This window comes from Salinimicrobium tongyeongense, assembly GCF_026109735.1.
In the GTDB taxonomy this organism is placed as follows: Bacteria; Bacteroidota; Bacteroidia; order Flavobacteriales; family Flavobacteriaceae; genus Salinimicrobium; species Salinimicrobium tongyeongense.
Genome location: NZ_CP069620.1, coordinates 3,336,197 through 3,350,870, shown reverse-complemented (window position 1 = coordinate 3,350,870; position 14,674 = coordinate 3,336,197). Strand labels below are relative to the sequence as shown.

The 14,674-nt window shown below is 44.5% G+C and carries 10 protein-coding genes; 7 read left to right on the top strand and 3 right to left on the bottom strand.

The genetic code is table 11. The features are described 5' to 3' along the window. Window positions 1–51: 51 nt before the first annotated feature. Genes JRG66_RS14890 through bshA form a run of 3 tightly spaced genes read left to right on the top strand, consistent with a single transcriptional unit; the run spans window position 52 to window position 4,619 of the window. The gene (locus JRG66_RS14890) at window positions 52–537 is read left to right on the top strand and encodes an ABC transporter ATPase (protein WP_265163553.1); all 486 of its coding nucleotides are present in this window, start codon (window positions 52–54) and stop codon (window positions 535–537) included. Beyond that, window positions 537–3,464, top strand: a complete 2,928-nt coding sequence (locus JRG66_RS14885; RefSeq protein WP_265163552.1) for a serine hydrolase domain-containing protein — start codon at window positions 537–539, stop codon at window positions 3,462–3,464. The genes JRG66_RS14890 and JRG66_RS14885 overlap by 1 nt, the downstream gene beginning before the upstream one ends. A 3-nt stretch (window positions 3,465–3,467) precedes the next feature. Further along, window positions 3,468–4,619, top strand: a complete 1,152-nt coding sequence (gene bshA, locus JRG66_RS14880; RefSeq protein ID WP_265163551.1) for an N-acetyl-alpha-D-glucosaminyl L-malate synthase BshA — start codon at window positions 3,468–3,470, stop codon at window positions 4,617–4,619. Between the two features lie 37 nt (window positions 4,620–4,656). On the opposite strand, the gene JRG66_RS14875 is transcribed toward bshA, so the two are convergent. Further along, window positions 4,657–5,124: a hypothetical protein gene (locus JRG66_RS14875; RefSeq protein ID WP_265163550.1), complete on the bottom strand. Its 468-nt coding sequence runs from the start codon at window positions 5,122–5,124 to the stop codon at window positions 4,657–4,659. 129 nt (window positions 5,125–5,253) lie between these two features. Between JRG66_RS14875 and JRG66_RS14870 the strand changes: the two genes are divergently transcribed. The 4 genes from JRG66_RS14870 (at window position 5,254) to JRG66_RS14855 (ending at window position 11,890) form a co-directional block, all read left to right on the top strand. Continuing rightward, the gene (locus JRG66_RS14870) at window positions 5,254–8,163 is read left to right on the top strand and encodes an FAD-binding and (Fe-S)-binding domain-containing protein (RefSeq protein ID WP_265163549.1); all 2,910 of its coding nucleotides are present in this window, start codon (window positions 5,254–5,256) and stop codon (window positions 8,161–8,163) included. Between the two features lie 51 nt (window positions 8,164–8,214). Continuing rightward, window positions 8,215–9,279: a chorismate synthase gene (gene aroC, locus JRG66_RS14865; RefSeq protein ID WP_265163548.1), complete on the top strand. Its 1,065-nt coding sequence runs from the start codon at window positions 8,215–8,217 to the stop codon at window positions 9,277–9,279. Between the two features lie 18 nt (window positions 9,280–9,297). Further along, on the top strand, window positions 9,298–10,623 hold the full coding sequence (locus JRG66_RS14860) for a dicarboxylate/amino acid:cation symporter (RefSeq protein WP_265163547.1): 1,326 nt from the start codon (window positions 9,298–9,300) through the stop codon (window positions 10,621–10,623). Between the two features lie 112 nt (window positions 10,624–10,735). Then, a complete protein-coding gene (locus JRG66_RS14855; protein WP_265163546.1) occupies window positions 10,736–11,890 on the top strand; it encodes a peptidase MATCAP family protein in 1,155 nt (384 codons plus the stop codon). Between the two features lie 182 nt (window positions 11,891–12,072). Here JRG66_RS14855 and JRG66_RS14850 read toward each other — a convergent pair whose 3' ends face one another. Continuing rightward, window positions 12,073–12,486 (bottom strand): thiol-disulfide oxidoreductase DCC family protein, encoded by a 414-nt coding sequence (locus tag JRG66_RS14850; RefSeq protein WP_265163545.1) that lies wholly within the window; start codon window positions 12,484–12,486, stop codon window positions 12,073–12,075. Between the two features lie 13 nt (window positions 12,487–12,499). Then, window positions 12,500–14,671 carry an endonuclease MutS2 gene (locus tag JRG66_RS14845; protein WP_265163544.1) on the bottom strand — a complete coding sequence of 724 codons (2,172 nt, stop codon included), beginning with the start codon at window positions 14,669–14,671 and terminating at the stop codon, window positions 12,500–12,502. Between the last annotated feature and the right edge of the window lie 3 nt (window positions 14,672–14,674).

The window sequence follows — 14,674 nt, the reverse complement described above, 5'->3', positions numbered from 1 at the left end:
GGTTTCCAGCGTTCAAATCTCTTATTTTTGTAACTCTAAAATTTCCACATAATGTTTGTCCCATTTGATACTTTACCTGAGAGTTCCCGCGTTTGGATTTATCAGGCAAATCGCTCTTTTACAGAAGAAGAGCAAGCTGAAATTAAACAAAAACTTGAACAATTCATAGAGCAGTGGACAGCCCATGGCGCAAACCTTAAAGCTTCATTTGAAATGCGTTACAGGCGGTTCATCATCCTGGCGCTCGATCAGAAACTGAACGCTGCTACCGGATGTTCCATAGATGAGTCGGTGCGGTTTATTCAGCAGCTGGAGCAGGAGTACAAGGTCGATCTGCTCGATAAGATGAATGTTTCCTATAAGCAGGGAGAGTTTGTGGCTTATAAAACGCTTACCGACTTCCGAAAAATGGCAAAAGATAAAGCCGTTTCTCCAAAAACCATTGTCTTTAACAATCTTGTAAATAACAAAGCCGAATATCTTTCAGACTGGGAAGTGCCTGCATCTGAAAGCTGGCACAAGCGCTTTCTTAATTAATGAATTTTAGTATCCGCAAATTTTCAGGGCTTTTTCTGGCCCTTGGCTTTATTTGCCAAATTTCCTATTCCCAAAGTCGGCCTTTAATTGCTGAAGATGTAGAGCAGCAGCGGCAATGGGTAGACAGCATTTATAACGCCATGTCGTTACAGGAAAAAGTGGGGCAGCTTTTTATGATTGATGTGTTCTCTTCAGACCCTGAATCAAGAATTGAAAAAGCGAGAGAACTGGTGGCGCAGCAGCATGTTGGAGGAGTCATTTTCTCAAAAGGCGGCCCTAAAAGGCAGGTAAAGCTTCAGAATGAACTTCAGGAAATTTCCAGAATCCCCCTGCTTATTGGTATGGATGCCGAATGGGGGTTGGCAATGCGGCTTGATTCTACTTATGCCTTTCCGTGGAATATGACCCTGGGAGGATTAAGAGATGAGAGTTTAATAACCGAAGTGGGCGCGAGTATAGCAAAACACTCCAAAAGAATGGGGGTGCACATGAACTTTGCGCCGGTTGTGGATATTAATACCAACCCCAAAAACCCTATTATTGGCAACAGGTCTTTTGGTGAGGATAAAAATAATGTTGCCAGTAAATCTATTGCTTTCATAAAAGGTATGCAAAGGGAAGGGGTGCTTGGAAGCGCCAAACACTTTCCGGGGCATGGCGATACCGAAAGGGATTCTCATAAAACCCTGCCTACTATAGATTTCTCTAAAGACAGGATCTTTAGGGAGGAACTGTTTCCTTACCGAAAATTGATTTCTGAAGGCCTTGGAAGTATCATGGTGGCCCATCTTAACGTTCCCAGTCTTGAAGAACGCAGCGACTTTCCGTCAAGTTTGTCGCATGAAATTGTTACGGGAATTCTCAAAGAAGAATTGGGTTTTAACGGACTTATCATTACTGACGCGCTCAACATGAAGGGGGTGGCCAATTTTGATGAGCCGGGAGAAATAGAACTGGCGGCCTTTTTAGCGGGTAATGATATTTTACTTTTTTCAGAAGATGTGCCCAAAGCTTCAGAAATGATCATAGAGGCTTTTAATAAAGGATTAATTACTGAAGAGCGCCTGAAGCATTCGGTAAGAAAGATACTTTTTGCCAAATACAAGGCTGGCCTGCACAACTATGAGGCTGTAGACCCTACATACATCATTGATGACCTTAACAGCATCCGCAATGAGGTGCTGGCGCATAAGTTGTATGAAAATGCAATGACGGTGATCAAGAATGACCGGTCGCTCATCCCAATTCGTGACCTGGAGACCAGCAAGATTGCCTATGTTCATTTTGGAGAAGACCCCGGAAATGCCTTTTTTGAGCAGTTAAACCGCTATGCGCAGGTAGATTCGGTTTCCGCAGAAAAACTGAATGAACTGCTTGACAGGCTTGAATCTTATAACCAGGTGATTATTGGTTACCACCAGTCTTCGGCATCACCCTGGAGCGGATTCAAAATGAATGACAAACAGCAAACTTGGTTGTATGAGATTGCGAGGAAGAACAGGGTGATCCTTAATGTTTTTACGAGTCCGTATGCTTTGCTGGATTTGCGAACCACCGGGAATTTTGAAGCCATTCAGGTGGCATATCAAAACACTCAACTTGCGCAGCAAAAGGCAGCGCAGGTGATTTTTGGAGCTTTGGAGGCTAAAGGAAAGCTGCCGGTAAGTGCCGGGAATAATTTTCCTGTTGGTACCGGCTACAAAACAGGCAGCCTTAACCGGCTGTCTTATGGGGTGCCAGAGCAGGTGGGAATGAATTCATATAAGTTAAGAAAGATTGACCAGCTTGTAGATAAGGCAATAGATGAAAAAATGACCCCCGGCCTGCAGGTGCTCGTAGCGCGAAAAGGTAAGGTCATTTACGAAAGGAATGCTGGCTATCACACCTATGATAATGAAATTCCTGTAAAAGCTTCAGATGTTTACGATCTTGCTTCGCTTACAAAAATACTGGCCAGCCTTCCGCTTTTAATGGAGCTGGTAGACCAGGATGAGATTGACCTCGATACGACTTTAGGGGAGATGCTGCCTTATTTCCGCGGCAGCAATAAAGAGGATATTACGATTTTGCAAATGTTGTCGCATTATGCCCGGCTCCAAAGCTGGATCCCGTTTCACCGAATGACCATAGATGAGAAGACTAAGCGGCCCGATGTGAAATTTATACGCAGTAAACAGGATAGAGGCTTCGGAATTCAAATTGCCGAAGAAATGTATGTAAGAAATGACATAAGGGATTCGGTGCTTAAAGTCATCAGGGATAGTCCGCTAGAGCGAAAAAGGGCATATAAGTACAGTGACCTTCCGTTTTATTTACTGAAGTTTTACCTCGAAGATATTTACGGCACTTCCCTCGAATATCTTACCCAAGACCATTTTTACCGATCTCTGGGAGCGCATAATACTACCTATTTACCTCTTCAGAAGTTTTCAAAAGACCGTATTGTTCCCACCGAAGATGACAATTTTTGGAGAAAACAGCTTTTGCAGGGCTATGTGCACGATGAAGGTGCGGCGCTGTTGGGAGGAATTGGAGGCCAGGCAGGCTTGTATTCTAATGCCAATGATGTGGCCAAGATCATGCAAATGTACCTGAATGGCGGCAGGTATGGTGGGAAAATATATTTTGACCAGGAAACTGTAGATAAGTTTAATACCTGCTACTACTGTGAGGATGACGTGCGTAGAGGGGTGGGCTTTGACAAACCACAGCTGGACAATTATGGCCCTACCTGCGGTTGTGTTTCAATGACCAGCTTTGGGCACAGCGGATTTACCGGAACTTTTACCTGGGCAGACCCCGATGAAGAAATAGTTTACGTATTTTTAGCGAATAGAATTCATCCCTCAGTTCAGAACAACAAATTGACCAGGGAGAGCATTAGATCAAATATCCAGGAACTCATTTACGAAGCCATAGATCGTTAATACATGAAAATAGCCATTGTTTGTTACCCCACTTTTGGGGGAAGTGGTGTGGTAGCTACCGAATTGGGGATGGCGCTGTCTCGCAGGGGGCACGAAATCCACTTTATTACCTATAAGCAGCCGGTAAGGCTTGAACAGCTTTCGCACAACATACATTTTCATGAGGTCAATGTGCCCGAGTATCCTCTTTTTCATTACCAGCCTTATGAACTTGCCTTAAGCAGCAAGCTGGTAGATATGGTAAAACTTCATAAAATTGAAGTGCTGCATGTGCATTATGCCATTCCCCATGCTTATGCCGGTTATATGGCCAAAAAGATGCTTGAAGAAGAAGGGATTTACCTGCCAATGGTCACCACCCTGCATGGAACCGATATTACCCTGGTGGGTAACCACCCGTTCTACAAACCTGCAGTTACCTTTAGCATTAACAGTAGTGACGTGGTGACATCGGTATCTCAAAGTCTAAAAGCCGACACGCTGCGGCTATTCAATGTGAAACGGGAGATCAATGTGGTCCCTAATTTTATTGATACCACAAAATACACCCAGTCTATTAGCAACTGTCAGAGAAATATGCTTGCCCAAAGTGATGAGAGGATCATTACTCATGTGAGTAATCTTCGGAAAGTGAAGCGGATAAGGGATGTCATTATGATCTTCTACGAAATTCAGAAGAACCTAAAATCGAAGCTTATAATGGTAGGGCAGGGGCCCGAAAGAGAAATGGCCGAAGAGCTGGTACACGATTTGGGGCTGGAAGAAAAAGTGCTGTTTTTGGGAGAATCTCACGAAATTGACCAGGTGTTTAGTTATTCCGATCTCTTTCTCTTGCCTTCAGAAAAAGAGAGCTTTGGTCTTGCTGCCCTTGAAGCTATGGTCAACGGTGTTCCGGTAATTTCTACCAATACGGGTGGCCTTCCTGAGGTTAACAGGCAGGGCTTTTCAGGATATTTAAGCGATGTGGGAGAGGTTTCAGAAATGGCTGCGAACGCCCTTCATATTTTAAAAGACGATGAGACCCTGAGAAAATTCAAGGAAAATGCCCGGAAGCAGGCTTTCATTTTTGATGTGTATTCGGTGGTTCCGTTATATGAAGATCTATATAGAAAAGCTCTGGAAATTACTCCAAAAGAAAAGGCTTCCAAAAATTAATTTTGAAAGCCTTTTTTTGCGAATATGCTGAAATTGTTTAGAACTGGTATCTAATCCCCAGTGCTATATCAAATCCAAGATCATCATTGTAATCACTAAATCCAATTTCAGGCCTAAAGTCAAGGGATAGCAGGAGAGGAAAATCGAAGTCGTATTCAATACCCACATCCCCGGCAACTAGAACAAAAAAGTCACTGTCATCACCTGTATCCACAGAGCCTAATCCGCCCCCGGCACCGGCGTACCAGTTGAATCCGCCTTCTAGGTTCCACACCCATTGGTAAAGTCCGGTCAATCTGAAAGCGTCCATGTCATTTCTGCTTCTCCAGCCCAAATCCAGTTCCAGCCTGTTGTTTTCTGTCAAACCGTGTTGATAAGAAATTTCTGTACCAAAACCATCATTATCTCCTAAACGTAGACCCAGAGCGTGGTCTGCAATACTTTGTGCTTGTGAGAAAAGGCTAAAACCAAAAATACATAAACCCAGTAAAACGATTTTTTTCATATCTTTTTATTTAATTTGTTCCTACAAAATTAGACTATCTTATAAACCAACTACTCCTAAGTTCCGCTAATTAAATGTTAATGTTAATAAAGACCTGTTAATCAGTTGGCAAAAATGTCACTTTCCCCTATGGATAAAAAACTTCAGAGGCTTCAAAAAGACTTGAAGGGCAAACTCTACCATGATGCGCTTTGGCGCAGGATTTTTGCAACAGATGCTTCGGTTTACCGCACTATCCCTTTGGCGGTAGCTTACCCTAAAAATGTAGAGGATATTAAAAAGCTAATATCCTTTGCCAGTGATAACAATACGTCTCTCATTCCGCGTACGGCCGGTACTTCTCTGGCCGGGCAGTGTGTAGGGGAAGGAATTGTGGTAGATGTTTCCAAATGTTTTACCTCTATCCTCGAACTCGATACAGAAAGTAGAACAGTTAAGGTGCAGCCGGGGGTGATTCGCGACGATCTTAACAGGTACCTCAAACCTCACAATCTTTTCTTTGGCCCCAACACTTCTACTTCCAATCGCTGTATGATAGGCGGGATGGTAGGAAATAATTCCAGTGGCACCACTTCTATCAAATACGGCACCACGCGAGATAAGCTGTTGGAAATGAAAGTACTGCTCAGCGATGGCTCAGAGGCTGTTTTTTCTGAAATTTCTTCGGAAGAATTCCAAAAAAAAATGGAACTAAATTCCATGGAAGGGGAGATTTACCGAAAGCTTTACGACGAATTAAAATCTGAAGCCGTTCAGGAACAAATAAAAGGCGGATTTCCAAAACCTGAAATCCACCGCCGCAATACCGGTTATGCAGTTGACGAATTGCTTACAGCCAGAGTTTTCGGTGGAAGTGAGGATAAGATCAATATGTGTAAACTGTTGTGCGGAAGTGAAGGTACGCTTGCTTTTACCACCGAGATCACTCTACAGCTTGACGTCCTGCCGCCTTCACAGGCAGTGATGATCGCCGCACATTTTGATTCGCTAGAGAAATGTTTGCAGGCGGTGGTGCCGGCCATGCAGCACTCGCTCTTTACCTGCGAGATGATGGACAAGGTGATCCTGGATTGTACCCGAAACAGCATCAAATACAGGGAAAACCGCTTTTTTATAGAAGGTGATCCGGCTGCTATTTTGATGCTTGAAATACGGTCAGCTTCCGAAGAAGAATTGACAAACCGCACTGCAGAACTCTTAAAAACCCTAACCGATTCAGGCTTAGCTTATGCAATGCCCGTGCTTCGGAATGAAACTATAGAGCTTGCGCTGGAATTGAGAAAAGCCGGCCTCGGATTGCTTGGTAATATTGTGGGCGACCGCAAAGCCGTGGCCTGTATTGAAGATACCGCCGTGGCCGTTGAAGATCTGGCAGAATACATTTCAGAATTTTCGGAGTTAATGCTCAATTACGGGCAGGATGCGGTGTATTATGCCCATGCCGGGGCCGGGGAACTGCACCTGCGGCCTATCCTCAACCTCAAAAAAGAGGATGATGTGCGGCTCTTCAGAAAAATTACTGAAGATGTGGCCGCCCTGGTGAAAAAGTACGGTGGCTCAATGAGTGGGGAACACGGAGACGGAAGGGTTCGTGCCGAATTTATTCAGTTTATGATAGGAGAGGAGAACTATGCCCTCTTAAAAAGGGTAAAAAACATCTTCGACCCAAAGAACATTTTCAATCCGGGGAAAATTATTGATGCCCCTCCCATGGATGAGAGCCTGCGCTATGAACCGGGCCGAAAAGAGCCGGAAATTGAAACTATAATGGACTTTTCCGATTCTCAGGGGATCTTGCGAGGTGCCGAAAATTGTAACGGAAGCGGCGATTGCCGCAAACCAGCCGAAGCCGGTGGTACCATGTGCCCCAGTTACCGCGCTACCCGTAATGAAAAGGATACTACCCGCGCCCGCGCCAATGCTTTGAGGGAATTTTTGACAAATTCTGATAAGCCCAACCGCTTTGATCATAAAGAACTCAAAGAAGTGCTCGACCTTTGCATAAGCTGTAAAGGCTGTAAAAGTGAGTGCCCTTCAAACGTTGATATGGCTGCTTACAAGGCCGAATTTCAGTACCAGTACAACAGCACCAACGGCAGTTCGCTGCGTTCAAAAGCCTTTGCATTTAATGCCGCCCTCAACAAAAAAACCTGGCGATTTTCCCCTTTTTCGAACCTTGTGTTTTCAAATGCTCTTACGGGCGGTATTATTAAAAAATCAATGGGTATCGCGCCACAGCGCCGTTTGCCTGCGCTTTCCCGCCAAACGCTTACATCCTACTACAAAAAGAATGAACGCAAACTTAGTACGCCCATAAAAAAAGTGTATCTCTTCAACGATGAGTTTACCAATTATCTCGATTCTGAAGTGGGAATGGCGGCAATAAAACTCCTTGAAGGGCTTAACTATGAGGTGAAAATCGTAGAACATCCTGAAAGTGGCCGCGGATTTATCTCAAAAGGATTTTTAAAGGAGGCTAAAGAAGTAGCCAACAAAAATATTTCAGTATTTAAAGACCTTATTTCTGAAGACAGTCCGTTACTTGGGCTGGAACCTTCAGCAATTCTGAGTTTCAGGGACGAATATTTGAGGCTGGCCGATGATAAGGAAGCTGCCCTCAGGCTATCCAAAAATGCCTTTTTACTCGAAGAATTTTTTAAGAAAGAGGTACTGGCCGGAAATATCACTGCCAATTCCTTTTCTTCGGAAAAGAAGCGTATCAAATTGCATGGCCATTGCCACCAGAAGGCTTTGGCAGGCGTTGAAAACACCTTTGTGATGCTCAACCTTCCGAAGAATTTTGAGGTTACCGTAATTCCTTCAGGATGTTGCGGTATGGCGGGTTCTTTTGGGTACGAAAAAGAGCATTATGAGGTAAGTATGCAAATTGGGGAACAAACGCTTTTCCCTGCAGTGCGAAAAGCTTCCGCAGAGACAGTTATTGCTGCTCCGGGAACCAGCTGCCGACATCAAATTTACGACGGAACCGGAAAAAAAGCCATCCATCCCGTTGTGATCATGGCCGAAGCGCTTAAATAAACATTTTTAAATCTTGGCTTAAAAATTTACATTTGCTCAAAATCACCTTCAATGGCCGGAAATTCCTTTGGAAATCTATTTAAAATTGTCACTTTTGGGGAATCACATGGCCAGGCAATTGGCGGCGTGATTGACGGTTGCCCCGCCGGGCTCGAGATCAATGTGGAACAGGTTCAGCAGGAACTGGCAAGGCGCAGGCCCGGCCAGTCTGCTATTGTGACCCAGCGCAAAGAACCCGATACCGTTAAATTCCTTTCGGGTATTTTCGAAGGTAAATCAACGGGCACGCCCATTGGTTTTATCATTGAAAATGCAAACCAGAAGTCGAAAGATTATTCGCACATAAAAGACGTTTACCGGCCTTCGCATGCCGATTACACCTATGATCAAAAATACGGGAACAGGGACTACAGGGGCGGCGGCAGGTCGTCTGCCCGGGAAACTGCCTGTAGGGTAGCTGCAGGAGCCATCGCCAAGCAATTGCTGAAAGATGTAAAATTTACTGCTTATACCGCTTCGGTTGGGGATATAAGGCTTCAGAAGAAATTCGGGGAGCTTGACCTTTCAGAAATAGAAAAGAATCCGGTGCGCTGTCCCGATCCTGAAACTGCCAAGGAAATGGAAACCTTCATTAAGCAGATCAGGGCGCAGGGAGATACTGTGGGTGGCGTTGTGGAATGTGTGATCTCAAATGTTCCCGTAGGGCTGGGAGAACCTGTTTTTGACAAGCTCCACGCCGCTTTGGGCGCAGCCATGCTTTCCATAAACGCCGTAAAAGGATTTGAGTACGGAAGCGGGTTTGCCGGTGCTGCCATGAAAGGCAGCGAGCACAATGACCTTTTTCACACAGACGGCTCTACCAAAACCAACTTCAGCGGTGGGATACAGGGCGGTATTTCTAACGGCATGGACATTACATTTAGGGTGGCTTTTAAACCTGTTGCCACGCTTATGCAAAAGCAGAAAACCATTAATGCTGAAGGCCAGGAGGTGGAAATGCAAGGTAAAGGCAGGCATGACCCCTGCGTGGTGCCACGCGCAATTCCTATTGTAGAGGCCATGGCAGCACTGGTTTTGGCCGATTTTTATTTGTTGAACAAAACATCAAAAATATAATTTCAGAGATAGTATAGTATGAAAAAATTAGCACTGCACTGGCAGATCCTGTTGGGAATGGCCGCCGGGGTGATTTTCGCCCTTTTAATGACCAACTTTTCCTGGGGAGCCGAATTTATTAGTGACTGGATCAAACCTTTCGGAAATATCTTCATAAATGCCTTAAAATTAATTGCAGTGCCCCTAATACTTGCGTCTCTTATCAAAGGGATTTCTGATTTAAAGGACATTTCGAAGTTATCGCAGATGGGAACCCGCACAATTCTCATTTATGTTGCCACTACGGTAATTGCGGTAAGCATTGGCCTGGTGATGGTCAATCTTATTCAGCCGGGAAATGCAATTGCCGAAAGTACCCGAAATGACCTTATTGCGAGTTATGAAGGTGATGCCAACATACGTATCGCCGATGCCCAGCGACAAAAAGAAGCGGGGCCGCTGCAGGCCCTGGAAGATCTTGTTCCCGGAAACATATTCGCGGCAGCCAGTGATAACGGCAATATGCTACAGGTGATCTTTTTTGCAATTTTCTTTGGTATTGGTCTCATTTTAATTCCTGAAGAAACAGCCAAGCCTGTAAAAGCCTTTTTTGATGGGTTTAATGAAGTTATTCTCAAACTTATTGACCTCATTATGCTGGCCGCACCTTATGGAGTCTTTGCCCTTTTGGCGGCCCTGGTGGTAGAATCGCCCAGTGCCGACCTCTTTGCAGCCCTGGCCATGTATGCCGTGACAGTACTTGTGGGGCTGGCGTTAATGATTGGCGTTTATATGATGCTCGTCTGGATCTTTACCGGGCGCCCTCCTGCCTTTTTTGAAAACGGCATCGCCCCGGCACAGCTTCTGGCTTTTTCAACCAGTTCGAGCGCGGCTACACTCCCTGTTACTATGGAAAGGACCGAAGAGCACCTTGGAGTGCACGAGGAAGTAACGAGTTTTGTACTGCCAATTGGAGCCACTATCAATATGGATGGGACCAGTTTGTACCAGGCAGTGGCAGCCGTATTTATTGCCCAGGCCTTTGGGATGGACCTCTCAATTGGGGCGCAGCTGGGCATTATTGCCACCGCCACGCTGGCATCAATTGGTTCGGCGGCAGTGCCGGGAGCCGGAATGGTGATGCTTGTAATTGTACTGGCACAGGCCGGTATCCCCGAAGCCGGGCTGGCTCTGATCTTTGCTGTAGACAGGCCTTTGGATATGTGCCGTACCATGGTAAACGTTACCGGAGATGCCGCTGTTTCTATGATGGTAGCCAAATCTGTAGATAAACTGGGCGAACCACACGAAAGAAAATGGGATGATAACCTCCCAAAAAAAGAAAAAATCAAGAAGGCAAAATAGCAGAAAGTTCCTTTTGCGGCTTCGGAATTTTTCCGGGATAAAGCTTGCGAGGCTTACAGGAATTTCTTGTATTTGCGCGGGATGAATTTTTTAACCTGAATTTTCTTCAGCAATGACCGATAAAACCCGCAGCTACTACAAAACGCTTCTGGATATTGACCAGAACCTCGACCGACTCGTACGGGAGATCGACCTGCTTAATTATTTGAATCCGCTGAATATTGAGCAGGAAAAAAAACGGTTTTTCGGGTCTAAGTTTTCCGAAGATCCTGTGTTTAAATACAGGAAGCTGAAGTTTGATCCTTACACCCTGCAGCGGCAATTGTTTAGCCAGCGGCTGGAAGATATCCCCGATGAAGATATTTACAAACTCTACCACGATGCTGTTTATGAATATTCGGGGTTGGTACAGTGTGTGGCTACAGTTGGTAAAGAAAAGAAGTTCTTTTACAATTCGCTTCGGGTATTTGGTACTCCTACCGAGAAAGATGTCAAAAATGCCAAATTCATCCTGCATTTCCACAAAGAGGAAGACGCCGAAGAAATGGTGCCCCGTTATAATGCCGATCAGGCGCAGGCATATTTTCAGGCTTTTGGAGAGCGATACCCTTTCAATTTCAGGATTAGGCAGAGCAACAGTATTACCGGAGCGGCCATGGCGCTTAATTCAGGCGAACTCGTGGTAAAAAAGAACCGGAAATTTAGTGATAACGACCTTAAGATCCTGTCTAACCACGAAATTTCGGTGAGTATGCTCACCACCTTCAACGGGCTGGACCAGAGGTTGCGAATCTTTTCCCACGGTTTTGCCAACAATCATCCTACCCAGGCGGGGCTCGGTATTTTTAGTGAATATATGAGCGACAGCCTTAGCTTAAAACGGGTAAAAGAACTTGCTTACCGCGTGCTGGCTGCCGATAGCCTCATTAAAGGTTACAGTTTTAGTGACACTTTTGACCTCCTGTACAGCCAGTACAAACTTGACAGGGAAACATCTTGGTTAATTTCCTTAAGAGCACACCGCGGCGGCGGTTTCACCAAAGACTACCAGTATCTGCCCGGGCTCAAAAAGGTTTATGACTACTATGCTTCAGGAAAGGATATGGGCCTGCTGCTCACCGGAAAAGTAGCTCTCGAAGATGCAAAGCTCATCGAAAAACTTCAGCAAAAAGAGCTCGCCCAAAAGAACACCCATTTTCCTGAATCTTTCCAACAAAACAGAAACACCAATGAAAAGCTGAAATTTCTGTTAAGCAACCTTAAATGAGTTATAAGTGATCAGTATTCGGTGCTCAGTGATCACTCTGACTTTGCCTGAATATGCTTACATTTTTCAGCCTAATGATCTTTTGCAAATTTAATACTGCAATAAATGATAGTACTCAACTCCTCGGCCCAAGGCCATTATTCAGCTTTGAACGTGATCTTTAAACCCTGAATCTTTAAAGTTTATTTCAGGAACAAAGCCTGTAGCTCGGGGGTGGGCACCATACAGGTCTCTTTTTTTCCAAACCAGTTATAGCGGTTGTTGGCGACCAAACTGTACACACCATCCCGAAGACCTTCAGGAAGGCCTTTAAAATATCTAAGCCAGGAATAGCCTTTCAAATGTTTTGCAATCTCAATGGCTGCAGTCGATTTGTGATAATAAGCCACGCCGGGTTCTATAAGGATGACTGAATCGAGATTTTCGGTATCTATTCCTTTTTCGTTAATAATTTGCCGGCCCACGTCACTTTGAAGGGGAGCAAATCTAAACACGTCATTTACATCGTTTTTAATGATGGTTTGAATTGTTTTGTTGCAAAGATTACAAACACCGTCAAAAAGGATGATCTTCTTGTTTTCAGGGAAATTTACCATAATTTTTCTTTTTCTATTTTTTTCGTTGCACCAGCTCGAGCTGATCTACAGAGACCGAGGTGGTAAAAATGCCATAATTTACTTTGGCATTTCCTTTTTCAATACTGTCAATGCTGCCAACGGCTTTCCCGTCCTGCATCCGTACTCTGTCCCCAACCTTTAGCACCGGCTTTGGCTTTGCAACTTCTTCTTTTACTTCTTTTTTCTGCTTTTCTTTTTTTTGTTTTCTAATTTCTTCCACCTTTTTCTCGGCTTCCTGCATCACCTTTTTCTCTTTGGCTTTTTCGATCTTCTTCTCTTTGGCAGAAATCTTTTTCCGCTTTGAATTCTCGATCTCTATCACCTTCAGGAATTCAGAAATAAGTTCTTTTTTCCGTTTATTCTGAAAATATTTTTCTCCCAGTTCATTGATCTTGTTGCCAAGGTAGATGAGCCGCTGATTGCTGTCATACAACTCCTGGAAGTTCTCCAGTTTCTGTTGAATGCGGGCATTGGTCTCTTCAAGTTTCTTCTTTTCAGATTCGGTTTTTTGTTCTTTGGTCTTAAGGGAAGTGGTGGTTTTCTGAAGTTTTGACCGCTCTTTCTGAAGATCGGCAATACTCTTGTCAAACCTTATTTTTCCGCGTTCCACTTTTTTCTTGGAACGGTTGATAAGGCTGTAGGGAATTCCGTTCTTTTGGGCCACCTCAAAGGTAAAAGAACTTCCGGCCTCTCCCAGGTGCAATTTGTAAAGCGGTTCAAGAGAGCGCGAATCAAACAGCATATTGGCATTTATAATATGCGGCAGCTCGTTTGCCAGCATTTTAAGATTGGCGTAATGGGTTGTGAGGATCCCAAAAGCCTCTTTTTCATAGAAAACTTCCAGAAAGGTTTCGGCTAAAGCACCTCCAAGTTCCGGGTCACTTCCGGTACCAAATTCATCTATCAGAAAAAGCGTTTTTTCATCAACTTTTTTCAGAAAGTAATTCATGTTCTTGAGCCTGTAGCTGTAAGTACTCAGATGGTTTTCTATACTCTGGTTGTCGCCTATATCAGTAAGGATCTTATCAAAAAAGCACATCCTGCTGTACTCGTGCACCGGGATTAACAAGCCGCTTTGCACCATAAGCTGCAAAAGCCCCATGGTTTTAAGGGTGATGCTTTTTCCGCCGGCATTTGGCCCCGAAATGACAATAATGCGTTTCTCTTTATTCAGCTCAATGGTCTGCGGAAAAGTCTTTTTGTTCTGTTTCCTGTTGGTGAGCAGGAGCAGCGGGTGATAAGCGTCTATCAGTTCAACCTCGCGGTCTTTCGAGATCTTTGGCATTACGGCATTCATGTCTATCCCGTACTTTGCCTTGGCAGCAACCACATCAATATTGCTTAGAAATTCCTGGTAATCTATCAACAAACCGCGGTAAGGCCTTATAAAGCTGGTAAGGTCCTTCAGGATCTTCTTTATTTCCTCATTTTCCTCGTATTCCAGGTTGTTGAGCTCGCGCGTATAGTTGTAGGTGGCTTCAGGCTGAATGTATACAATGCTCCCGGTTTTTGAATTTCCCAAAATTCCGCCTTTCACCTTTCTGCGGTGCATGGCAGAAACTGCAAGCACCCTAATATTGTCTACCACGGTCTCACGTATGTCATCGAGATAACCCAGGCTGTTGTAGTGGGTGAGCGCACTCCCAAAACTGGCGTTGATTTGCCCTTTTACATGCCCTATCTTTCTCCGGATCTCCTGGAGCAGGGGAGAAGCGTCATCTTTTACTTCCCCAAAGCGGTCTATTACTTTATTGATCTGCTCAATGAGCAACGGAGTATATTCTACTTCGGAAGCCGTTTTGTGCAGACAGGGATATATCTCCTCAAACTTCTCAAAGAACCTGATAAGGATGTTCGATGTTTCTGAAATTGAGCCAATCTTCCTGAAGCTGGGGGCTTCAAGTCGTGTTTCTTCAATCCCCAGGAATTTTATTTCCTGTTCTATCGCATCAAACCCGTGATTGGGAATACGGCTTTCCTGTTGATATGATGAAACGTATTCATTTGTCTTCCGAAGTGCAAAAATAGTGTCTTCGTAACTTGAAAAAGGAGCTATTTCGAGAGCTTTGTTCTTACCGGGCCCGGTTACCGCATACCTGCTAACCTGCTGGCAAACTGTGGGGAATTCGAGGTCCTGAAGAGTCTTAGCTGTAATTTTAATCATAGA